This window comes from Streptomyces sp. NPDC059010 (assembly GCF_042740355.1).
Classification (GTDB): domain Bacteria; phylum Actinomycetota; class Actinomycetes; order Streptomycetales; family Streptomycetaceae; genus Streptomyces.
Genome location: NZ_JBHYJA010000026.1, coordinates 98,929 through 119,647, shown reverse-complemented (window position 1 = coordinate 119,647; position 20,719 = coordinate 98,929). Strand labels below are relative to the sequence as shown.

The 20,719-nt window shown below is 69.4% G+C and carries 19 protein-coding genes; 8 read left to right on the top strand and 11 right to left on the bottom strand.

Features of this window, described 5'->3' with window-relative positions; translation table 11 throughout:
* The first annotated feature begins 601 nt into the window (after nt 1-601).
* Entirely contained in the window at nt 602-1,201 is a 600-nt protein-coding gene (locus ACFWYS_RS27205) for a hypothetical protein (protein ID WP_384774128.1), read from the top strand.
* Nucleotides 1,202-1,221: 20 nt separating this feature from the next.
* Here the strand turns inward: ACFWYS_RS27205 and ACFWYS_RS27200 are convergent, their stop codons facing one another.
* The 4 genes from ACFWYS_RS27200 to ACFWYS_RS27185 all read right to left on the bottom strand — a co-directional run bounded on the left by ACFWYS_RS27200 (nt 1,222) and on the right by ACFWYS_RS27185 (nt 7,888).
* Nucleotides 1,222-1,971, bottom strand: a complete 750-nt coding sequence (locus tag ACFWYS_RS27200) for a PaeR7I family type II restriction endonuclease (RefSeq protein ID WP_384774125.1) — start codon at nt 1,969-1,971, stop codon at nt 1,222-1,224.
* A gap of 11 nt (nt 1,972-1,982) precedes the next feature.
* On the bottom strand, nt 1,983-3,665 hold the full coding sequence (locus tag ACFWYS_RS27195; protein WP_384774122.1) for an Eco57I restriction-modification methylase domain-containing protein: 1,683 nt from the start codon (nt 3,663-3,665) through the stop codon (nt 1,983-1,985).
* 276 nt (nt 3,666-3,941) lie between these two features.
* Nucleotides 3,942-4,910 (bottom strand): alpha/beta fold hydrolase, encoded by a 969-nt coding sequence (locus ACFWYS_RS27190; protein WP_384774119.1) that lies wholly within the window; start codon nt 4,908-4,910, stop codon nt 3,942-3,944.
* Between the two features lie 101 nt (nt 4,911-5,011).
* Nucleotides 5,012-7,888, bottom strand: coding sequence for a BTAD domain-containing putative transcriptional regulator (locus tag ACFWYS_RS27185; RefSeq protein WP_384774116.1), 2,877 nt, complete (start codon nt 7,886-7,888; stop codon nt 5,012-5,014).
* A gap of 203 nt (nt 7,889-8,091) precedes the next feature.
* Here ACFWYS_RS27185 and ACFWYS_RS27180 point away from each other — a divergent pair, with 203 nt between their 5' ends.
* Complete coding sequence (locus ACFWYS_RS27180; RefSeq protein ID WP_384774113.1) at nt 8,092-8,577, top strand: hypothetical protein; 486 nt, start codon at nt 8,092-8,094, stop codon at nt 8,575-8,577.
* A gap of 108 nt (nt 8,578-8,685) precedes the next feature.
* On the opposite strand, the gene ACFWYS_RS27175 is transcribed toward ACFWYS_RS27180, so the two are convergent.
* The 3 genes from ACFWYS_RS27175 to ACFWYS_RS27165 form a co-directional block, all read right to left on the bottom strand.
* Nucleotides 8,686-10,206 (bottom strand): cellulase family glycosylhydrolase, encoded by a 1,521-nt coding sequence (locus ACFWYS_RS27175; protein ID WP_384774110.1) that lies wholly within the window; start codon nt 10,204-10,206, stop codon nt 8,686-8,688.
* A gap of 166 nt (nt 10,207-10,372) precedes the next feature.
* Nucleotides 10,373-11,194, bottom strand: coding sequence for an ABC transporter permease (locus tag ACFWYS_RS27170; protein WP_384774107.1), 822 nt, complete (start codon nt 11,192-11,194; stop codon nt 10,373-10,375).
* The gene (locus ACFWYS_RS27165) at nt 11,191-12,216 is read right to left on the bottom strand and encodes an ATP-binding cassette domain-containing protein (RefSeq protein WP_384774105.1); all 1,026 of its coding nucleotides are present in this window, start codon (nt 12,214-12,216) and stop codon (nt 11,191-11,193) included. Before ACFWYS_RS27165 ends, ACFWYS_RS27170 begins: the two co-directional genes overlap by 4 nt.
* A gap of 90 nt (nt 12,217-12,306) precedes the next feature.
* On the opposite strand from ACFWYS_RS27165, the gene ACFWYS_RS27160 reads away from it, so the two are divergent.
* A complete protein-coding gene (locus ACFWYS_RS27160; RefSeq protein WP_384774102.1) occupies nt 12,307-13,092 on the top strand; it encodes a TetR/AcrR family transcriptional regulator in 786 nt (261 codons plus the stop codon).
* A gap of 68 nt (nt 13,093-13,160) precedes the next feature.
* Here ACFWYS_RS27160 and ACFWYS_RS27155 read toward each other — a convergent pair whose 3' ends face one another.
* A complete protein-coding gene (locus ACFWYS_RS27155) occupies nt 13,161-13,712 on the bottom strand; it encodes a hypothetical protein (protein ID WP_384774099.1) in 552 nt (183 codons plus the stop codon).
* Nucleotides 13,713-13,834: 122 nt separating this feature from the next.
* Nucleotides 13,835-14,806 (bottom strand): WD40 repeat domain-containing protein, encoded by a 972-nt coding sequence (locus ACFWYS_RS27150; RefSeq protein ID WP_384774097.1) that lies wholly within the window; start codon nt 14,804-14,806, stop codon nt 13,835-13,837.
* 100 nt (nt 14,807-14,906) lie between these two features.
* Here ACFWYS_RS27150 and ACFWYS_RS27145 point away from each other — a divergent pair, with 100 nt between their 5' ends.
* The 3 genes from ACFWYS_RS27145 (at nt 14,907) to ACFWYS_RS27135 (ending at nt 17,202) form a co-directional block, all read left to right on the top strand.
* The gene (locus tag ACFWYS_RS27145; protein ID WP_384774094.1) at nt 14,907-15,590 is read left to right on the top strand and encodes an SGNH/GDSL hydrolase family protein; all 684 of its coding nucleotides are present in this window, start codon (nt 14,907-14,909) and stop codon (nt 15,588-15,590) included.
* A gap of 98 nt (nt 15,591-15,688) precedes the next feature.
* The gene (locus ACFWYS_RS27140; protein ID WP_384774091.1) at nt 15,689-16,276 is read left to right on the top strand and encodes a Uma2 family endonuclease; all 588 of its coding nucleotides are present in this window, start codon (nt 15,689-15,691) and stop codon (nt 16,274-16,276) included.
* 152 nt (nt 16,277-16,428) lie between these two features.
* Nucleotides 16,429-17,202, top strand: coding sequence for a dienelactone hydrolase family protein (locus ACFWYS_RS27135; protein ID WP_384774088.1), 774 nt, complete (start codon nt 16,429-16,431; stop codon nt 17,200-17,202).
* Nucleotides 17,203-17,226: 24 nt separating this feature from the next.
* Here the strand turns inward: ACFWYS_RS27135 and ACFWYS_RS27130 are convergent, their stop codons facing one another.
* Complete coding sequence (locus ACFWYS_RS27130; RefSeq protein ID WP_384774085.1) at nt 17,227-18,156, bottom strand: nuclear transport factor 2 family protein; 930 nt, start codon at nt 18,154-18,156, stop codon at nt 17,227-17,229.
* A 128-nt stretch (nt 18,157-18,284) separates the two neighbouring features.
* On the opposite strand from ACFWYS_RS27130, the gene ACFWYS_RS27125 reads away from it, so the two are divergent.
* Nucleotides 18,285-19,277 carry an aldo/keto reductase gene (locus ACFWYS_RS27125; protein WP_384774082.1) on the top strand — a complete coding sequence of 331 codons (993 nt, stop codon included), beginning with the start codon at nt 18,285-18,287 and terminating at the stop codon, nt 19,275-19,277.
* A gap of 208 nt (nt 19,278-19,485) precedes the next feature.
* On the opposite strand, the gene thpR is transcribed toward ACFWYS_RS27125, so the two are convergent.
* Nucleotides 19,486-20,058 carry an RNA 2',3'-cyclic phosphodiesterase gene (gene thpR / locus ACFWYS_RS27120; RefSeq protein WP_384774079.1) on the bottom strand — a complete coding sequence of 191 codons (573 nt, stop codon included), beginning with the start codon at nt 20,056-20,058 and terminating at the stop codon, nt 19,486-19,488.
* Nucleotides 20,059-20,176: 118 nt separating this feature from the next.
* Here thpR and ACFWYS_RS27115 point away from each other — a divergent pair, with 118 nt between their 5' ends.
* Nucleotides 20,177-20,707 (top strand): GNAT family N-acetyltransferase, encoded by a 531-nt coding sequence (locus ACFWYS_RS27115; protein ID WP_384774076.1) that lies wholly within the window; start codon nt 20,177-20,179, stop codon nt 20,705-20,707.
* Nucleotides 20,708-20,719: the final 12 nt, after the last annotated feature.

The window sequence follows — 20,719 nt, the reverse complement described above, 5'->3', positions numbered from 1 at the left end:
CACACACAGCCACCGAACCACAGAGACTCCGAGAGATATTTTTAGGTCGTGTGGGTGTGGGGGGTTTTTTTAGAATCTAGCACAATCACCCCCCCCCCCCCCCCTTCGTCGTATGCCGCTCATCGGCACCCGCCCTAGAGGTTCTGCACCCACCAGACAGCCGCTGTCACCATGACAGCGCCTGCCGTGTACGCCGCCCCACGGACACATGCGAACAGCGCTGTTCGGATCAACCGCTCGGAGGTGGAGTTCTTCGGCATGGCTTTCGAGAGCCTCCTGATCATGCGCCCCAGGCTGGGCGCCCTGCATCCAGCGTCACCTCTCCCTGGCGGGCCAGGACGTGCGTGGCCACCTTGAGATGCCTTTGGGCGTCCGAGCATGTGTTTGGACGGCGTGCGAGGATTGCTGGACGTTTCTGGACGGTTCTGGACGGTCGACCGGGAGGTAAGCGGTGATTCGGTCCTTGAAGAAGCCAGGGCTTCCCCCGGGTGCTCTCAGGGAACTCAACGACGCACTGCACGAGTTGCACTTGCTGGCCGGGTGGCCCCCTTGTCCGGATATGGCGCGAGAGTCCGCCTACTCCAAGAGCCGCATCCATGCCGTGTTCAGCACCACGGACCTGCCCTCGCTGAAAGTCGTGCGTGAACTGGCCCACTCCCTTGCCCAGCTGGCTGGTCAGGACCCTGAAGAAGAGGTGTCCCGGTTCCGCGAGTTGTGGATCTCAGCCGCCCGCGAGCATTCGGTTGTCGGGGGCGGCGATGGGCCGCCGTTGCAGCCAACTCTCGGTAGCGGCCTTTCTGCGGCGCGAGATCCTCATCGCGCCGATGGTTCATCGACACCGCTTCCGCAACGGGACAGCACGCCGGCGGAGTCCGGCGTGACTACGGCCAGCCTGGAGCCGTACGGCGCAGATTGGTTGGCGATTTTCGAATTGGCCCTGTCCGCCGTGTTCTTGTCCTGCTTTCCCCAGAAGAGCAGGGCCTATCAGTTCTTGGATCAGGCCGGCATGCCCAGTGAGTACTACGTCGTGGGCGATCCGAGCACGATCGGCTACTGGGCAGGCATCGTGGAGTATGTGCGCAGCAAGTCTTCCGTGGAGGGCTTGGAGAGGCTGATCGAGTCTGCTGCGCAGAACTCCGAAGGAGGCGACGAACAGTTGCGTCGACTGCTTCAGGCACTACGCGACATGGTGCAGGACTGAGGGAACCCCGCACCGGCCAGTCACAGCGGCAGAATATCTTCATCGAGTCCAGGCAACCCCAACTCCTGCAGGTACCTGATACGTGCATTGATCCCCGCCGAGAAGTGACGCCAGTCGAGACCGACTACCGGCTCCACAGGCTTGGGATCCTCCTTCGAGGACGTGATGTAGCAGACGGAGTCGTACAACCCCTCGTCCATCAGGCGCTCGCAGAAGATGGCGAACCTGTCTTGGTAGGACTTCCCCAGCCAGATCCGCTCGACCGGGAAGGGGCCCTTCCGTACCGACACCGAACTACGGGACTTGGGGTGATCCTCCATGATGAAGAAGTACCCAAGCCACGGCTTCTCTCCGGGGAAAGCATCGGCCAGTGCAGCACGGCGCAGGTCCACAGCACTGCCCAGCGCTTCTTCGACCCGGTTGTTGTAGTTGTTTCCGAACGAAGGCCCGCCCAGAGCCTTGAGCTCGAAGGCAGCAACCAAGGTGTTGCCATGAGTCACCACGAGATCCCACTGCTTCTGGGGCCGATAGTACCCAGGAAGCTCCAGGCCCTGTTTCGTGTTTACCCGGATATCCTCCGGCGCGTAGCCGACGTCAAGGAAGAACTTGGCAAGCAGCGAAGCGATATGGTCAAAGTGCTTGCCTCCTCGCACCGAGCCGGCCGTCCCCGCCCCTACGGCATCCTTAATGGCAGACAGCTCTCGTTGAGCGTTCCTGGCGTCCCAGTACGCGGCAACGGCCGCTTCGAAGTCATCGCGACTGACGGTCACAGCACGTCCCCCTAGTCAGGCAAATGGTCGAGTCCGTACGCGCGCAGCGCGGCCTCGGTCGCTGCTTCCACGTCCCGCTCGTCGAAGGCCTTCGCGAGTGCCTTGCGATCCCTCTCCTGCATTTCAGCGGGGTCCGGTACTCGGATCTTACGGAGGTACTGAGCCTGGAAGCGGAGTGTTCCACCACGCATCTTGACCGCGTACGCCTGTACGAACGCCTCGGCGACCCTTGAAAGCAGCAGGCCACCAAGGACACGCATTTCCCATACGTCCGACACGATGTAGTACAAGTTGTGATGAGGGTACAGTCCACCTTCATCCAATACCGGATGGATCGTCAGCTTCATGTCCGGAAAGAGAAGCTTGGGTTTACTCGCCAACTTGGGGTCGACTTTGTCGATGGTCTTGTACCAGCGGGTCGGCTGCTTGACCGCGACGTAACGCTTACCCAACACCTCGCGGTGCCGTTTGAAGTAGACGGCCAGTTTGGGGTAGGCGCCAAGATCAACGAGTTGCCCTTGGGAATCCCAGGGATTGACAAGGTAATTTCCACCCCAGTTGATCTTACCGCTGGTCGTATCCTTGACCATGGCGAGGGGTTGCATGCGCCCAGGTTCCGCCGTGTTTCCGTCATGAGTGATGAACACCTTGTCAGCGCCCGTCGCGACACCGATGCCCACACGGGTGCCGGTGCTCTCATCCTCCAGGAGACGAAAACGATCGCTCAGCTCCTCCAGCATGGCCAGGCGAGCCGGCGAAGCCGACGGCCAGGAGTCCTCACCGGGAAACCAATGCGGAAGACGAGCGGCGTGATAGGTCGGCTGGTGGATGAGGCCTTCGCTCGATTCCGTCGCCCACAGTCCGAACTCCCGGGCTGCCTCATCACCGAAGCCGGCCGTCGTGTCGGCCACGATGGCCGTGCCCTGATCTCTGCGACTGATAACGGTGACGGCAGGATACGCCGAGACTTGCTCTTCGAAGGCGTCCACGTCATGCATCGTGAGCACCAGGTCCATGCTGTAACCACGGGTTACGAGTTTGCGGAGTCCACGGCCGTACTGGTTCCTCATCCAGCGGTCGGCGCAGATGAAGCCGAGCTTCCCGCCCTTCCTGAGCCTGAGCAGACCGGTCTCGTAGAACCCGATGTAGATGTCGGCCCGGCCGTTCATGCTGGTACACGCCTTGCGATACGCCTTCATGCGGTCGTCCGGCACGTCCTCCAACCGGATGTACGGGGGATTACCCACGACAAAGTCGGCAGTGTCTGCGTTCGCCTCCTGCAGCAGGAAGTCCCCTTGCTTGATCCATGAGGAGACAACCTTCTCCACCTCAGGGGCACTCCAGCCGTCGTCGGTGAGTTGCGCCGCGACGGTCGCCCGACTCTGTTCGACGTTTGCCTCGACCAGATCGAAAGCCTTGATCGCATCGATCGCATCGAGGAGGGGGCGGCCGTGCTTTCGGCATGAGGCGCTGAGCCTCGCCACAATAGGAACGAGGAAGGCTCCCTGGCCGCATGCAGGCTCGATGATCCGTAGGCTGGCCAGGTCGAGCGCATTCTTGTAGCCGACCAGGTCAAGGATTGCCTCGACGACCCAGCGGCGGGTGAAGACCTCTCCGTGCCGCACAGCTTCCTGCAGCGCCTCGGGAAGGGCGAGTGCGCCTGCAGGGACGCTGGGAAGGAGCTCAGTTTCCACGCCACGACCCTACCGCCCGGGCTGTGGGCGCCACCCCTGACCACCGCACTCGTGTGTCCGCAGCTCAATCCTCGTCCCGGGGGAGGCCGCACGGCTCCCGGGACGTCGCGCCGTGCGCCCTGATCGCCCTGTCCGCGATCCGCCCCCGTGATCGACAAGCTGTAGCCGCTTCCGCAACGACAACGAAGGGCGCCCGGCGAACACCGGGCGCCCTTCGCCATACGTAGGCCCTGCCTCGGCCCTACCTCGGCCCCACGTCAGCCAGCCCCACGTCAGTCAGCCCCGCACCCCCATCAGGAACTCGATCAGCGCGGCGTTCACTTCGTCGGGCCGTTCCTGCTGGGTCCAGTGGCCGCAGCCCGGGAGGAGGATCGGCTCGCTGCGCAGGTTGGGCATCAACTCCGGGAGTTTCGCGATGAGTTCGGGGGTGCCCGGGAAGGCGGGGACCAGGTCGCGGTCGCCGTACATGTACAGCGCGGGCGGGCTGACGACGGCGTCGTGCCAGGCGGCGGTCAGCTCCCAGTTGCGGTCGAGGTTGCGGTACCAGTTCAGGGCGCCGGTGAACCCCTTGGCGTAGCTCTCGGTGAGCTCGTCCAGGTCATCCTCGGTGAGCCAGGCCGGCAGCACCTCGGGGTCGGTCATGTCGGCGAGCCAGCCCCGCTCCGGGTCGGGCACCAGGGCCTGGTCGGGGCGGCCGGCGTCGGGGGCGTCACCGGAGGCGGAGTAGAACAGCTTGCGCAGGGAGGTGCGCGGGTCCAGGGCGAACTCGGCGTCGGCGACCCCGGGCCGCTCGAAGTAGTTCCAGTAGAACCGTCCGCCGAACTGCTCCCGCATGGCAACGAGCGGCGGATGTTCCCCACGGAACGGCGGCGGCACGCTCAGCCCCGCCACCCCGCGCACCACGTCGGGCCGCAGCAGCGCGGTGTGCCAGGCCACCGGCGCGCCCCAGTCGTGCCCGACGACGAACGCCCGCTCCTCGCCGAGGGCGTGGATCAGCCCGATCACATCCCCGACGAGGTGCAGGATGCTGTACGCGTCCACGCTCTCCGGGTGATCGCTACGGCCGTATCCGCGCTGATCAGGGGCGACCACCCGGAACCCGGCGGCGGCCAGCGGCCCGAACTGGTGGCGCCAGGAGTGCCAGGACTCGGGGAAGCCGTGCAGCAGCACGACGAGCGGCCCCTCACCCTCCTCCGCGATGTGCAGCCGGATACCGTTCACGTCGACCATGCGGTGCTCAACCATGGGGCGAGCTTACGCCTGTACGGTACATGCAGTTGCTGCCGCAACCTCAAGGGCGCGGTCGGTTCCGGCCGATGGCCCTTCGTCCGCTCTGCGGGCCGCGGTCACGTCGCCGTCCGGCCGAGGTCGTCCAGTTGGCTCTGGACGCGTTCGGCGAGGGGGCCGCGGTGCTGGTCGCGGTACATCGCGGCCGCCTCCTCCCAGGTGGTGCGTGCCTCTGCCCGGTTGCCCAGGGCGTGGTGCGCGTGGCCCAGGCGGTCGAGGGTGTCGGCGGCCCAGTAGTCGCCGCCGAGGGCGCGGTAGCGGGCGACGGCGAGGCGGTAGTGGTGCACCGCTTCGTCGTGGTGGCCGGTGTGGTGGGCGATGTAGCCGAGGCTGTCCAGGATGTCGGCCTCTATGCCCTCGTGGTGGGTGCGGCGGGCCAGGGGGAGGGCTGCCTGGCAGTGGCGGCGGGCCTGGTCGTAGTCGCCGAGGCGGGCGCTGTACCAGCCCACCGAGTTGAGCGCGGCGGCCTGTGCCGCGGGAAGGTCCAGCTGCTCGTGGAGGCGCAGGGCCCGGGTGGCGTGGTCCAGCGCCGTGCGGGGGCGGTCCTGCTGGCCGTATGCCTGCGCTAGCGCGAGGTGGATGCGGGCCTGGGTGGCGCGGTCGCCGCCGGCCTGCTCGGCCAGGCTCAGCGCGTGCTTCAGATGCTCGGTGGCCTCGTCGTGCGCCCCGGTGTGGGCGGCCGCGTGGCCCAGTTGCCGGTGGACCGTCACCCGAACGTCCACTGCCCTCACACGCACGTCCGGGACGGCGTCGTCCTGGTCGAGCGCGGCGAGCGCGGACCGCCACATCGCGACCCGGTCGTGGACCTGCCCGAGGAGGCTCTGGAAGTGGTCCAGGCTCCAGGCCAGTTGCCACACGAGTTTCGGCCAACGGCACTGCGCCGCCAGCTGCTGCACGGCGAGCAGATTGGGCAGTTCGGCGGCGAGCCACGCCACCGCCTCCGCCTGGGTGTTCAGCGGCTGCGGCCGGCAGCCCGGCTCGGGATCGTCCAGCCCGGGAGGCATCACGCTCACCTGCATCAGACGACGCGTCACGCACGCGGTGTGCAGGTAGAAGCCGATGAGCCGGCGCAGCGCAGCGTCCCGGTCGGCGGGCGCGAGGTCCTGACGGCCGCGGTCGGCGGCGTAGAGGTGTACGAGGTCGTGCATCCGCCAGCGGCCGGGCTCGTGCTGTTCGACGAGGTGCAGGTTCTCCAGGGCGCGCAGCACCGCGCGGGTCTCCGAGCCGGGCAGACCGGCGAGGGACGCGAGGGCGAACAGGCCGACGTCGGCGCCGGGGGCCAGTCCCAGCAGCGCGAACAGCCGCGCCTGTACGGGGGTCAGGGCCTCGCAGGACCAGGAGAAGACGGCCCGTACGTCGGTGGAGAGGTCGCCCACGGTGAAGGCGTCGAAGGCGTCGAGGCCGCCGTGGCTGTCGCGCAGTTCCTCGGCGACGGCGGCGAGGGGGAAGCCGGGGTGGGCGGCGGCGCGGGCGGTGGCGACGGCGAGGGCGAGCGGGAGGCGGCCGCAGCGGGCGATGATCTCGGTCACGGCGTCCGGTTCGGCGGCCACCCGCTGCGCGCCGAGCCGGTGGGCCAGCAGGTCGCGGGCCTCGGCCGGGGAGAGCACGTCCAGCGGGACGGGGTGCGCGCCCTCGGCGGCGACCAGGCCCGTGAGCCGGCTACGGCTGGTCACCACGGCCAGGGAGCCCGCGGAGCCGGGGAGCAGCGGGCGGACCTGGTCGGCGTCGCGGGCGTTGTCCAGGAGGACCAGGACCCGCCGCCCGGCCAGCAGACTGCGGTACAGGCCCACCCGCGCCTGAAGGTCCACCGGGACGTGCGCGGACGGCACTCCCAGCGCGTCGAGGAAACCTCGTATCGCCTGATCGGGCGTCATGGCCGTGCCCGACGGATCGAAGCCGCGCAGGTCGACATAGAGCCGGCCGCCCGGGAAGCGGTCGGCCACGCGGTGCGCCCAGTGCACCGCCAGCGCGGTCTTGCCCACCCCGGCGGTCCCCGACACCGCCGAGACGACCACCGCGGTCGGGCGCTCAGCCGCAGCGGCCAGGATGCCGTCCAGCCGGGCCAGTTCGTCCGTTCTGCCGGTGAACCCCCGTGCCGCCAGGGGCAACTGCGCCGGTACGGCCCGAGCGGTCCCCGCCCCGGCACCGGCGGGCGTGCGCGGCGCACCGCGCGCCGAGGGCGGGCCGGACTCGCCGCGCAGGATCGCCTGATGCACCCGGCGCGCCTCGGCACCCGGATCCGCGCCGAGCTCCTCGGCCAGCCGCTTCTGCAGTACGGCGAAGCAGGCCAGGGCCTCCGGCCCGCGCCCGGCGTCCCGCAGAGCCCGCATCAGCGCCACGGTGAGCGGCTCGACCAGCGGATGGTCGGCGACCAGGGTCGTCAACTCGCCGATCAGCCCGGCCGGGTTGCCCGACCGGAGCTCGACCTCGGCCCAGTCCAGCACCGCCTCGATCCGCTGCTGACGCCACCCCTCCCGGGTCCGCCGCACCCACGCCCCGGCGAGCCCCGCCAACGGCTCGCCCCGCCACAGCCCGAGCGCCTCCCGCAGCATCGCCGCCCGCTCGGCATCCGTACGGTCCGGGTCCGCCTCCCGGGCCCGCTCCACCAGCCGCTGGAACCGATGCAGATCGACCCGGTCGGGCGGCACGTCGAGCCGGTACCCGCCCGGCCCGCGCCGCAACTGCGCATCCTCCTGCGGGGTGGCCGTAGCGGTCAGCATCCGGCGGATCCGGGCGACGTACGCATAGAGCGAGGGCCGCACCTGAGCGGGCAGATCCTCCCCCCACACCCGGTCGACGAGCGTCTCCACCGCCACCCACCGGCCGACGTCCACCAGCAACGCCGCCAGCACGGTGCGCTGTTTGGCCGGCCCCGGATCCACGACCGCGCCGTCCGCGCCGTGCAGTTCGACAGGGCCCAGCACCACGAACTCCATCACGCCCATCCCCCGAGGTCGCTCAGCGCACTCCCCGCACCGGTCCGCCGCCGCCACCCCGGCCACCGGCGCTGACCAGTGAAGCAAGGTTCCCGCAAGGTTCCTGCCCACATTCACGCCACATCGTGGGGCGAACGGCCCGTGGCGCCGAGGGGCACAGGGGACTTCTCGACTCGGCCGAGGGCCCTACAGGAAGGGATGCGATGAGGTATCTGAAGAGGTTCGCGGTGCTGGCGCTGCCAGTGGTCGCCGCGATGTCGCTGGGCGCTTCCGCGAATGCCGCGCCGAGCACGCAGGCGTCGCCGGGCGCGGAGACGCAGTGGACGGTGCAGGGGCCCGACAACACGGTGTCGGGGCCCGGCACCGCCTCCCCCGACGCGGCGCTGGCTCTGGTGAGTTACGTCAGCAACGAGACCGGCATCGGGATCGGAGTGCTGAACGTGATCAACGGGAGCGAGTCCTACGACGCGATCCTGCCGGGCCACCGGCGCACTGACACCTACTTCGGGTGGGACCGGGCCCAGGGCTTCTACGTCGGCGCCGGGAGCTGCGTCGACGGCTACTTCTGGAACGGTTCCAGGTGGGTCTTCCACTCCACGGCGCGCGGTCCCGTACGGGTGCGCACCGATCAGAGCATCCCCGGTCAGAGCGTCGCGAGGTGGGCGGTCCGGTCCCACCGCGCCTGCTGAGACACCGATGAGGGGGGGGGGGCCCCGCCCCGGCGCGCGCCGCCCCCCCCCCCCCCGAGACCTCGCACCCCCGCGCGCCCCCCCCCCCCCCGCGCCCCCCCCTCACACTCACGCAGCCGTACAGCTCACCCTCGGCACACCCCCGCCCCCGGGCGCACCCCCGAACCCGAAGCTCGCCGAACCACCCACCGGCACCGCCCCGTTGTGCGCGGCGCTGGACGCGGTCACCGTCCCACCGCTCTGGGTGTACGACGCGTTCCACATGGACGTGACCTGCTGGGACCCGCTCCAGGTCCAGGTCACCTTCCAGGAGTTCACCGGCGTCGAGCCCGCATTGGTCACCTTCACCTCGGCGTTGAACCCGCCGCCCCAGTCGCTGCTGACGGTGTAGACGGCACTGCAGGCCGCCGTGCCCCCGCCCGGGTCCGGGTCGGGATCCGGGTCGCCGCCTCCCCCGCTTCCCGGGAAGCCCGGCGCCTTGATGTTCGCCAGGTAGCCGTCCTTGACCGTGTCCACCGTCGACCAGTCGTCCTTCAGGATGCCGCCCGTGTCGCCGGAGTTGGGGTTCCAGGACCAGAAGGTCCAGTGGAAGGAGTCCGCGCCGTATGCCGAGGTCGACCTCAGATAGCTCGCCAGCGCGGTCAGCCACTTCTGGTCCACCGTCGACTGCAGTGTCGTACCGAACTCGCCGAGCCAGACCGGGGCGATGTTCTGCTTGAAGATGTAGCCCCAGTAACGGTCCCAGACGCCGGGCATGTTGTCCGGGAAGGACGGGTCGCCGAACCATGGCTGCTGGGCCACGCTCGTGGCGTAGTCGTGGGCGGAGTAGACGAGCCGGTTCGGGACGTCGAGCTGCACCGGGTACTGGGCCACGCCCATGAGGTTGCCGCCCCACCAGCCACTCACGCCGTTGTACGACTGGACGCCCTCGACCATGATCAGCAGGTCGGGGTTGGCGGACAGGACGGCGTTCCCGGCCCGTTGGGCGGCGAGCCGCCAGTCGCGGGTCGTGTCGCCGCAGCCCCAGCAGGCGGGATCGTGGGGCTCGTTGTGCAGGTCGATGCCGATGACGGTGGTGTTGCCCTTGTAGCGCGTCGCCAGCGACTTCAGGTTGGCGATCCAGGTCGACTCCGGCACCGACGCCGTGTACCAGAGCGCCGACTGCCCGCCCGCGTCCGGCCGGTGCCGGTCCAGGACGATCTTCAGGCCGGCCTGACCGGCGTAGGCCACGATCCGGTCCAGGACCTGCACGGACGTCAGCCCTTGCAGATCGGCGTTCTTGCCGTCGGCGAAGTTGATGCTGTCCGGCATGGTGCCGGGCTTGAGGATGTCGTCGCTGAAGGGGAGGCGGAGGGTGTTGTAGCCCAGCGACTTCATCTGGTCGAGCATGCTCTTGTAGTCGCGGGTCCACAGGCCGTGGACGACGTGGTTGCCGGTCTCGAAGCCGAACCAGTTGATCCCGGCGATACGGACCGGCTGCCCGGCCGCGTCCAGGATCTGCCGCCCGCTGGTGTGCCAGTGGCCGGCGCCCGCCTCGGCGGCGCCGGCCGGCTGCGCACCGACCCCGGCGAGCGGTAACAGCAGCGCCGCGACCACCGCGCACAGCCCTCTTCGCAAGCTGCGGAACATGTCCCTGTTCCTCTCGGAGAGGCGCGGCCCCAGAACGAGTGGGAGCGCTCCCACACACCGCGCACCTCCCAGGAAACTGACGCACCATCGGCACGTCAAGGAGATGCGCGGCATCCGCCCGCTCAGTTGGTTCACCGGCTGAGCTTCCCCCCAGACCCCCGGCCGGTCAGCGGCTCAGCTTCTGGAAACGGCGCACCGCGAGCGGCAGGAAGATCGCCGTGAGGATCACCGGCCACACCCCCGCCATCAGCAGGGCATGCCGCTCGACCCAGGAGTCCCCGCCCCCGACCGGCGTGCCGAACAGATCACGGGCGGCGGCGGCCGTGGACGAGATCGGGTTCCAGGCCGCCACCCAGCCCAGCCAGTCCGGCATCAGCTGCGGCGCGACGAAGATGCTGGAGATCATCGTCAGCGGGAAGGCGACGGCGAACAGTCCGCCCGCGGCCTCCGCGTTGGGTACCAGCAGCCCCAGCCACACACCGATCCAGATCAGCGCGAACCGCAGCCACAGCAGCAGTCCGAACGCGGCGAGGAAGCCGAACCCGCCGTCCGGGCGCCAGCCCATCGCGAAGGCGGTCAGCATCATGATCGCCAACTCGGCGCAGGCGGCGAGCAGATCGGTGATCCCGCGCCCGGCCACGACCGCGGACGACGCCATCGGCATCGAGCGGAAGCGGTCGATGACCCCCTTCGTCGAGTCGAGGACGACGAGCGTCGCGGTGTTGATGAAGCCGAACGCCATCGTCATCACGAACATGCCCGGCATCAGGAAGTCCTTGTAGTCCCCGCCGCCGGGCACGTTCATGGCGCTGCCGAAGACATAGCCGTAGAGCAGGACGGAGAGGATCGGGAAGCCCAACTGCCAGGCGATGTTGACCGGTTGGCGCTGATAGTGGGTGAGGCCGCGGCGGACGATGTTCCAGACGTCGGCGAGGGTCCAGTACAGGCGGCCGCGCTCGGCCGGGACGGTCAGGTCTACGGCGGTCATGCGACGGCCTCCTTGTCGGCCTCGCTGGTCTTGTCGGTCTTGTCGGCCTTCTCTGTACGGTGTCCGGTCAGGCGCAGGAACACGTCGTCGAGGCTGGGCCTGCGCAGCCCGATGTCCTCGACCTGGACGCCCTCGTCCTGGAGCGTGCGGGCGACCTCCGTGAGCGCTGACACCCGGTCGACGACGGGCGCGTGGACCCGCAGCTCACTCTCCTCCGCCTCGGGTTCGCCGTCCGAGACACGGGCGACCACCTTCACCACGCGCGGGATGTCGGACCGCTCGGCGACGACCACCTCGATCCGGTCGCCGCCGACGAGGTTCTTCAGTCCGTCCGGGGTGTCGTCGGCGATAGCCCGGCCCTGGTCGATGACGGTGATGTGGGAGGCCAGCTTGTCGGCCTCCTCCAGATACTGGGTGGTCAGCAGTACGGTCGTGCCGCTCGCCACCAACGCCCGTACCGAATCCCAGACTTCGCCCCGGCTGCGGGGGTCGAGTCCCGTCGTCGGCTCGTCGAGGAAGAGGACGGCCGGGGCGAGGATCATCGACGCGGCGAGGTCGAGCCGGCGCCGCATGCCACCGCTGTAGGTGCCGACGCCCTTGTCGGCCGCGTCGGTCAGGTCGAACTGCTCCAGGAGGTCGGCGGCGCGCAGCTTGGCCCGCCTGCCGCCCAGGTGGAAGAGCCGGCCGAACATCTCCAGGTTCTGCCGGCCGGTGAGCACCTCGTCCACGGCCGCGTACTGCCCGGTGAGCCCGATCCTGGCCCGCACCTCGCGCGGCTGCCGGGCCACGTCCAGACCGGCCACGGTCGCACGGCCACCGTCCAGCCCGACCAGTGTGGACAGGATGCGTACGGCGGTGGTCTTGCCGGCGCCGTTCGGGCCGAGCAGTCCGTGCACGGTGCCTTTGCGGACGGCCAGGTCGAAGCCGTCGAGGGCGCGCTTCTCGCCGTAGCGCTTCTCCAGCCCTTCGGCCCGCACCGCGTACCCGCCGCGACCGCCGCCATATCCGTTGTCGTCGCCCATGAGTGGTCCCCCTCTCGGTAACTGAGTACACCGTACCCGATTGCGCGTACACCGTACTCAGTTTTTTCGGCAGGACTTAAGCTGAACTTCATGACGAGCGGCAAAGGCGGTACCGGCAGCGGCACCGGCTCCACGGAGACCAGCGGCAGCGGCGACATCGTGCGCACCATGGAGCTGCTGTGGGAGACGGGCCGACGGCCCAGCCGGGGGCCCAAGCCGACGCTGACCCTGGACCAGATCGTGGAAGCCGCCGTCCGGGTCGCGGACGCCGAGGGTCTGGAGTCGGTGTCCATGCGCCGGGTCGCCGCCGAACTGGGCACCGGCACGATGTCGTTGTACCGCTACGTCCCCGGCAAGGCCGAGCTGCTCGATCTGATGCTGGACCGCGTCCAGCGCCCCTCCGAGAACCCGGCCGACCTCGGCGACGGCACCTGGCGCTCGGCGCTGGAGGCGATGGGCCGTGCGACCCTCGCGCTCTATCAGCGCCACCCCTGGCTGCTCCAGGTCAACCAGTCCCGCCCGATCCTGGGCCCCAGCGCCATGGACGGCATGGAGAAGGTGCTCGCCCGCATCAAGCCGATGGGCCTGTCCGACCCCGAGCTGGTCTCGGCGGTCATCATGATCGACGGTTACGTCGTCGGGGCCGCGCGCACCCGGCTGTACCACCAGGAGGCGGAGCGCCGGACGGGGCTGACGGACACGGAGTTCTGGCAGGCACAGACGCCGATGCTGGAGAAGGTCCTGTCCTCCGGGCGCTACCCCCTCATGGCCTCCCTCGACGAGAACACCTGGGGCCCCGACTTCGACCACTTCGAGTTCGGGTTGCAGAGGATCCTGGACGGACTGGAGGTCTTCGTCGCCGGGCGCGAGGGATGACGGGGATGACGGGGACAGCGAGGGACCTGGGCGGCCAGGGCCTGCCCTAGGCCTGTCCTTGGACAGGCCTAGGGCGTCGGCTCCGCGAGCATGGCGATCCAGCTCAGGATGCCCACGGGGACGGCGACCAGGACGGCGTAGCCCACACGGTCGGCCATCCGCCGGCGGCGCGAGGGCTCCCGGCGATGGTCCTCGCGTCTGGCGGCCTGGCCACGCGGCTTGATCGCCTGGTAGCCGAGAACCGCGAGCACCGTCACACCCACCGCGACCTGCCAGAGCTCGCCCACGACGCCCCAGAACCCGGCCCGCTGGACCGTGTCCGGCTCGATCCCCTGCCGGGCGTCGAACTCGGTGCCGTCCGGGTAGTCGTGCCCCGTGTCGCTGAGCTCCACGTACTCGGCGTCGGGGGCGGTGCCGCCCTCGGGCGTGAAGTCCCCGTCGCAGTCGTAACTGGAGTTCTTGCCGGACGGGTTGGTGTCGTAGCAGCTCTCCACCTTGTACGTGCCCGGAGTGCCGTACAGCCCGGCGGACAGGGCGAGGTCGGCGGTCGCGGTGACGCACCAGAAGGCCATGACGAGGGCGAGGAGGACCCCGCACACCCACTCCAGAACGCGCTTCATCCACCCACCATGATCTTCGGTTCCTTCTCCAACAGCCCGGAGACACCGGCCTGTTCGGCAAGAGCCCGGCACCGCGGATCGGCCTCGGCGCCATTACCAGCCACTAACCCCGTTCCCCCCGTTCACCGCCGTCGCAGCAGCCTCCGCAGCCCGAAGACGACGGCGCAGGCGACGGCCACCGCGACGGCGCCGACCTTGATGTCCCCGCTCCGGCCGCCGCCCCCGTCGTCCGAGGAGGCCGAACTCCCGCTGCCGGAGGACGAGTCGGAGGATCCGGTGCCCTCGGGGGCGTCCTTCGCCACCACGGCGCTGCCGGCCCCCTCGCTCCCGAGCATGATCTTGGTCCCGTCGGGCGAGTAGCTGATGGACTCCCCCTGCCCGAGGGGCACGCTGATGCGCTCCAGCCGTTTGGGTTTGCCGCCGTTCCAGTCGTACGCGATGCCGCCGAAGTAGCCGCGTACGGCGAGGGTTCGGCCGTCCGGGGAGAAGGCGGCGTCGGTGGCCCAGAGGTCGACGGGGGCGGCGGGCTTGAAGACGTTCGTGCCGGACGGGGAGAGCTCGGCCGGGCCCTCGTAGAGGTGTCCGCCGTCCTCCTGCTTGTCGATGATGTAGACGCGCCCGGTCTTGGGGTGCACGACGAGCGACTCGGCGTCACGTGTCCCGTCGGAGTACTTCACGACGTACTGCGTGGCGCGGACGGACTGGTCCTTGAGCGTCTTGGGCTCGGGCAGCTTGTAGACCCACACATAGGGCCACTCGACACCGTCGTTGTCACCGATGTCACCGACGTAGAGCTGGTTGTCCGGCCCCATGGAGATCGCCTCGACGTCACGCGGGGTGCCCACGCCGGTCATGGTGATCGTCGCGACGGTCTCGCCGGTGCTGCTGTCGACGGCGTAGAGGAAGGCGCCCTCGTCCTGGTCGTTGTGGGTCCAGTAGATGCCCGGGTGCCGGCGGGAGGCGGCGAGGCCGCTGGACTCGGTGATCCGCGGGTCCTTGATCGTGAAGTCCTCGTTCCCGTCGGCGGCGGAGGCGGGCAGGGTGAGGGCACCGGTGATCAGGACCCCGGCGAGTATGGCGAGCGGTCGACGCATGACCTCAAGCCTGCCATCCGCTCCGACCGTTCGGGCGGCGTGTCAGGCTTCACACCCCTCCCGCCACTACCGATCCGTAGGCATCGTCCATCATGAGCGGATGCTCAGGTTCATGCCCGTCGGCGACTCCCAGACCATCGGCAGCGCCGGCGAACACACATGGCGCTACCGCATGTGGCAGCACCTGCGTGAGACATACGGCGGCCCCTTCGCCCTCGTCGGCCCGCGCGAGACGCTCTACGACAAGGCGATGGACGCGCCCACGTCGTACGAGTACGCCGACCCCGACCCCGCCTTCCCCCGCGCCCACCTGGCCGGCTGGGGCGAGGGCTGGCTGCACATGGCGCCGCTGATCGGCGAGGCGGTGCGGTCGTGCCGGGCCGATGTGCTGCTGGTCTCGCTGGGCCTGATCGACCTGGGCTTCTACACGAACGCCGAGCAGACGGCGGAGAACGTCCGCGACTTCGTGGCCGAGGCGCGGTCGGCGAACCCCCGGATACGGATCGTGGTCCTGCCGGTGATCCCGAACGTCCGCGCCGAGTCCGACGAGCCCTTCGGGGCCCAGGTGACCCGCTTCAACGAGCTGCTGGCGAAGACGGTCGCCGATCTGGACGAGCCCCGCTCCCCTCTCCTCCTGACCTCCCCTCCCCCGTCGTACGACATCAATCTCGACACGTACGACGGCACACACCCGAACGCCAGCGGCGAGCACAAGATCGCGGAGGCGTTCGCGGAGGCGATGTACCAGGCGTGGGACCTGGGCGAGCCCTACGCGCAGCTCTGATCCCCGTGTGAGCTTCCTCTCCGTGTCGCGGTCACTGTGCGTCTCGTTGTGCTGCGCGGCCGCACTTGTCCGCTAGGCAGCCGGGGAGGAGCGCCACGATGACCCTCCTTGAAGACAGGATCAAGATGGCCGACGCGAACACAGAGCGCCTGGACGAGTGGTTCGAGCGCCTTGAGCGGATGCCCGTCCCCGAAGGATTCAGGGTCGAGATCGTCGGGGGCAACGTCCACATGACGCCACAGCGGGACACCCACTGGGGAGTCATCCAGCGTATCGCGCGGGCCCTGGAGGACAGGTTCGGGAGGGACGTCATGGTGTTCTCCAACGTCCGCATCGACTTCCCGGGCCACGAGAACGGCTTCTGCCCGGACATCGCCATGCTCAAGGACTCGGCGGAGAAGGACGGCAGGGGCCATTGGCGTCACCAGGACGTCGAGTTCGTCGCCGAGGTCATCTCCCGGGGCACTGCCGCCAACGACTACGGACCGAAGAAGGCTGCCTACGCAGTGGCCGAGGTCCCCGTCTACGTCATCGCCGACCCCTATAAGGGACGGTGCTACGTCTACACCCACCCCAAGGACGGCGACTACGCCATGCGGACGTCGGTCGACTTCGGCACCGACATCGACCTCACCGGCACGGTGGTCGACCTCGTCCTCAAGACCGACGGCTTCCCCCGCGACTGAGCGGAACACGGCTCGGTGCTAGATTCGCCGTCGCCGTGCACCGTGACGAACCGAGGAGGTGAGACCGATCAACGCAGCGACCGGTCGGGCCTCCCTCTCCCGCATGGCCTGGGGAGTGCCCGCAGCAGGCACCCCGAAAGGCTCGAAACGCTATGCGCTTCACCTCTGTTGTGACGTCGTCGGACGGCGTCGACGAACAGCTCTTCACCCTCGGTGAGACCCCCACCGACATTCCCGGCGACATCCCCGACGGCATCCCCGGCGTGCTGTGGACCCCGGAAGGCGCCACGGGTACCCGGCCCCTGATCCTGATGGGGCACGGCGGCGGTCACCATAAAAAGGCTCCCGACATCGTGGCCCGCGCCCACCGCTTCGTGGCCGAGTGCGGTTTCGCCGTAGTGGCGGTCGACGTACCCGGCCACGGCGACCGGCCGGTCCACGAGGAGTACGACCGGATCGCCACCGAAAACCAGGCCCGCGTGGCCGCCGGGGCGGAACTGGCCCCGCTGATCGCCGACTTCCAGGCACTCGTGGCCCGCCGGACCGTCCCGGAGTGGCGGGCGGTTCTGGACGCGGTCCAGGAGGTCGAGTACGTCGGCCCCGGGCCCGTCGGCTACTGGGGCGTGTCCCTCGGCTGTGGACTCGGCCTTCCCTTCGTCGCCGCCGAACCCCGGGTGCGCGCCGCCGTACTGGGCCTGGGCGGGGCACTCGGGCCGTCGGCCGAGGCCGCCGCGCGGATCACCGTCCCGGTGGAGTTCCTGGTGCAGTGGGACGACGAACGGGTGCCCCGCGCCCAGGGCTTGGCGCTGTTCGACGCGCTGGCCTCGGCCGAGAAGACCCTGCACGCCAACCCCGGCAGACACGCGGAGCTCCCGGCCTACGAACTGGACAGCGCAGTACGGTTCTTCGCCCGCCACCTCGGCTGAGCGGAGGGGGCGGGGGCCTGCCGTCTAGAACATCGTGTTGTCGTTCGCGGACGTGGCCGGCACATCCTGGATCACGTCCCAGTGCTCCACGATCTTCCCGGCCCGCACCCGGAACAGATCCACGATGGCCTGCCCCCGCTCCCCCGGCGCGTTCACGTAGTGGCTGTGCACGGCGACCAGGTCACCCTCGGCGATGACCCGCTTCGGCACGACCTTCAGCTGCGGGAACGCCTCGAAGAACCCGCCCAGCCCGGCCTTCACGCCCGCCACGCCGTCCGCGATCGACGGGTTGTGCTGGTGGTACTCGGGACCCCAGTACCGGTCGATCGCGGACAGGTCCTTGCGGACCAGCAACTGGTCGAAGGCCTTCGTGACCAGCTGCTTGTTGTACGCCGTCAGCCACGCCGGCCCCGGCCGCCCGGTGCGCGGCCAACTCTCCGTCGAGAACATGTCGTTGCCGTTGGCCGAGGTCGCGGGAACGTCCTGCCCCACGTCCCAGTGCTCGGCGATCCGCCCGCCCTGGAAACGGAAGATGTCGAACACGGCCTGGCCCCGCGCACCCGGCGTCGCGACGACGTTGGAGTGCACCAGCACGAGGTCGCCCTCGGAGATGACCCGCTTGATGTCGTACCGGAAGTCCGGGAACTGCCGGTGGACCGAGACACCCAGGTTCTTCAGCGTCTCCGCCCCGTCCGGCGCGAGCGGGTTGTGCTGGATGTAGTCGGGGCGGACGTAGCGGTCGACGACCTCGGTGTCGCCCTGCTCGAAAACGCCCTTGAGGACGCGCTCGGCAACGGCCTTCTGGTACCCGAAGCGGGCGGCATCGCCGTAACCGGCATGCCGCGCGGAAGCGGTGTGCGGCGCCGCGACCGCCGGTACGGCGGCGGTGCCCAGGACGGCGGCGGAGGCGAGGACGGCCACGAGGGCACGGCGAACTGACGTGGTGGGGGGCATGACACTCTCCAAAAACATTGAAAGTTCAAGGTCACACTTCCCGAAGGAAAGCACTATCCCTCAGTTAGTGTCAACACCGGCCAAGACCCCTTGCCTAGAGCGCACTCCACACAGCTAGCGTTCAAGCCATGAAGTACACGCAGCTCGGACGCACGGGACTCAAGGTCAGCCGACTCGTCCTCGGCACCATGAACTTCGGTCCGCAGACAGACGAAGCGGACAGTCACGCGATCATGGACGCGGCGCTGGACGCGGGCATCAACTACTTCGACACGGCGAACGTGTACGGCTGGGGCGAGAACAAGGGCCGTACCGAAAGCATCATCGGCAACTGGTTCACCAAGGGCGGTGAGCGGCGCGACAAGGTCGTCCTCGCCACCAAGGTGTACGCCAACATGGCCGCGGACGGCGCGGCGTGGCCCAACCACGACAAGCTGTCGGCCGTGAACATCCGGCGGGCCGTCGATGCCTCGCTGAAGCGGCTGCAGACCGACTACATCGACGTCTACCAGTTCCATCACATCGACCGGGACACCCCGTTCGAGGAGATCTGGCAGGCCGTCGACGTGCTGGTCCAGCAGGGGAAGATCCTCTACGTCGGGTCGTCCAACTTCCCCGGATACAAGATCGCCCAGGCCAACGAGATCGCCGCCCGGCGCGGCGGCACCATCGGCCTCGTCAGCGAGCAGTGCCTCTACAACCTCTACGAGCGCCGCGCCGAGATGGAGGTCATCCCGGCCGCGCAGGAGTACGGCCTCGGCGTGATCCCGTGGTCGCCGCTGCACGGCGGACTACTCGGCGGCGTCATCAAGAAGGAGGTCGAGGGCGGCCGGCGCAGCTCCGGGCGGGCCGCGGAGTCCCTCGCCGACCCGGCCGTACGGGCGAAGATCCAGGCGTACGAGGACCTGCTCGACAAGCACGGACTGGAGCCCGGCGAGGCCGCCCTGGCCTGGCTGCTCACCCGCCCGGGCGTGACCGGCCCGATCGTCGGCCCGCGCACGGCCCAGCAGCTGGAGTCCGCACTGCGGGCGTCCGAGCTGGAGCTGAGCGAGGAGTTGCTGGCAGGGCTCGACGAGATCTTCCCGGGGCCGGGTCCGTCGCCGGAGGCGTTCGCCTGGTAGGAGGCGGTCACCGCACTCCCTAAGGGGCGCGGGGAACTGCGCGACAAGCCCCCACCGGCCCGCAGCCGGACAAGAGCCCGCAGTTCCCCGGCCCTGCCGACGGCGCGCCTACCTGCCAAGCGCCGCGGCGAGCGCCACCAGCACGAACATCAGCACAAGCGCACCGGCCATGATCCGGTTCCGGGTTTTCGGGTCCACGGGACCGAGCCTAACCGGCCCCTCCGAGCGGCCAGCGGCCGACCGCCTCGTACCGGGGCTGCTCGCCCGCCACCCCGGACCGCGGCAGGTTGCTGCGCACCAGCACCAGCTCGTCCACCGTCCAGGTACGGCTGGTGAACTCTTCGAGGGCCGCGAGATACGGCCGTACGTCCACCGCCGCCCGGCTCCTCGCCACCGTCAGATGGGGCTTGTAGCGGCGGTGCTCCCCCATCTCCACCCCGGCCTTGCGCGCCGCCGCCTCGCCGCGGTCCGCCAGCAGTCCGAGGGTCTCCAGGTCCCCCTCCGCGCCCACCCACAGCGCTCGTCCGCGCCCGAACTGGCCGCCGCCGCTGAGCCCCAGCCGGAAGGACGGGGTGCGGTGCGCGGCGCGCTCCAGGCGGGCCGACAGATCGGGTACGAGGTCGTCGTCGACCTCGCCGTAGAAGGCGAGCGTGAAGTGCCAGCCGGGGCGGCCGGTCCAGCGCAGCCGGTCCGTGCCGGGCAGCCCGCGCAACTTCTCGACCTCGGCGGCGAGTTCGCCCGTCACGTCCTCCGGAGGCAGCACGGCGGCGAAGAGTCTCATGGACGCCAGCCTTCCAGGGAAAGGGGCGTCCGGCGAGCGCTCCTTCGTCCGGTGGTCCGGCATTCCGGCAGCGGGAAATCACGTGAGGCCAGGGCAGGAGAAAAGAGATCATGGGGGCATGGACAACGGGAGCAGGATCAGCATCAGAGAAGGCGGACCCGACGACGTCCCCGTGATACTCGGCATGCTCGACAGCGGCGTGGAGTGGCTGGTCGCGCAGGGGCGTACCGGGCAGTGGGGGACGAAGCCGCTGTCGCAGAGCCCGAGGACGGTGGAGTCGGTCACCCGGTACCTGGACGAGGGCGAGGCCTTCATCGCCGAGGTCGACGGCGTACCGGCCGCCACCCTCACCCTCACCGACTCGCCCGGCGCCTACCTGGCCCACCTCCCGCCGCCCGGCGAGCCCGAGCGCTACATCCACTGGCTCGCCTCCGACCGCCGCTTCAAGGGGTACGGCGCGGGCAGCGCCCTGCTCGCGCACGCCGCCGAGGTGACCCGGCGGGCGGGCGTCTCCCTGCTGCGGGTGGACTGCTACGCGGGCGGCGACGGCAAGCTCGTCCGCTACTACGAGGGCAACGGCTTCGTCCGCACCGAGACCTACACGGGAACGGACGACTGGCCGGGGCAGGTGCTGGCCCGGAGGGTCTGACCGCCGGAGACC

What these genes read in the sequence shown, in the direction of transcription:
- ACFWYS_RS27190 (WP_384774119.1), bottom strand. Translation starts at nt 4,910, where the DNA reads ATGGTTGAGCACCGCATGGTCGACGTGAACGGTATCCGGCTGCACATC.
- ACFWYS_RS27185 (WP_384774116.1), bottom strand. Translation starts at nt 7,888, where the DNA reads ATGGAGTTCGTGGTGCTGGGCCCTGTCGAACTGCACGGCGCGGACGGC.
- ACFWYS_RS27180 (WP_384774113.1), top strand. Translation starts at nt 8,092, where the DNA reads ATGAGGTATCTGAAGAGGTTCGCGGTGCTGGCGCTGCCAGTGGTCGCC.
- ACFWYS_RS27175 (WP_384774110.1), bottom strand. Translation starts at nt 10,206, where the DNA reads ATGTTCCGCAGCTTGCGAAGAGGGCTGTGCGCGGTGGTCGCGGCGCTG.
- ACFWYS_RS27170 (WP_384774107.1), bottom strand. Translation starts at nt 11,194, where the DNA reads ATGACCGCCGTAGACCTGACCGTCCCGGCCGAGCGCGGCCGCCTGTAC.
- ACFWYS_RS27165 (WP_384774105.1), bottom strand. Translation starts at nt 12,216, where the DNA reads ATGGGCGACGACAACGGATATGGCGGCGGTCGCGGCGGGTACGCGGTG.
- ACFWYS_RS27160 (WP_384774102.1), top strand. Translation starts at nt 12,307, where the DNA reads ATGACGAGCGGCAAAGGCGGTACCGGCAGCGGCACCGGCTCCACGGAG.
- ACFWYS_RS27155 (WP_384774099.1), bottom strand. Translation starts at nt 13,712, where the DNA reads ATGAAGCGCGTTCTGGAGTGGGTGTGCGGGGTCCTCCTCGCCCTCGTC.
- ACFWYS_RS27150 (WP_384774097.1), bottom strand. Translation starts at nt 14,806, where the DNA reads ATGCGTCGACCGCTCGCCATACTCGCCGGGGTCCTGATCACCGGTGCC.
- ACFWYS_RS27145 (WP_384774094.1), top strand. Translation starts at nt 14,907, where the DNA reads ATGCTCAGGTTCATGCCCGTCGGCGACTCCCAGACCATCGGCAGCGCC.
- ACFWYS_RS27140 (WP_384774091.1), top strand. Translation starts at nt 15,689, where the DNA reads ATGACCCTCCTTGAAGACAGGATCAAGATGGCCGACGCGAACACAGAG.
- ACFWYS_RS27135 (WP_384774088.1), top strand. Translation starts at nt 16,429, where the DNA reads ATGCGCTTCACCTCTGTTGTGACGTCGTCGGACGGCGTCGACGAACAG.
- ACFWYS_RS27130 (WP_384774085.1), bottom strand. Translation starts at nt 18,156, where the DNA reads ATGCCCCCCACCACGTCAGTTCGCCGTGCCCTCGTGGCCGTCCTCGCC.
- ACFWYS_RS27125 (WP_384774082.1), top strand. Translation starts at nt 18,285, where the DNA reads ATGAAGTACACGCAGCTCGGACGCACGGGACTCAAGGTCAGCCGACTC.
- thpR (WP_384774079.1), bottom strand. Translation starts at nt 20,058, where the DNA reads ATGAGACTCTTCGCCGCCGTGCTGCCTCCGGAGGACGTGACGGGCGAA.
- ACFWYS_RS27115 (WP_384774076.1), top strand. Translation starts at nt 20,177, where the DNA reads ATGGACAACGGGAGCAGGATCAGCATCAGAGAAGGCGGACCCGACGAC.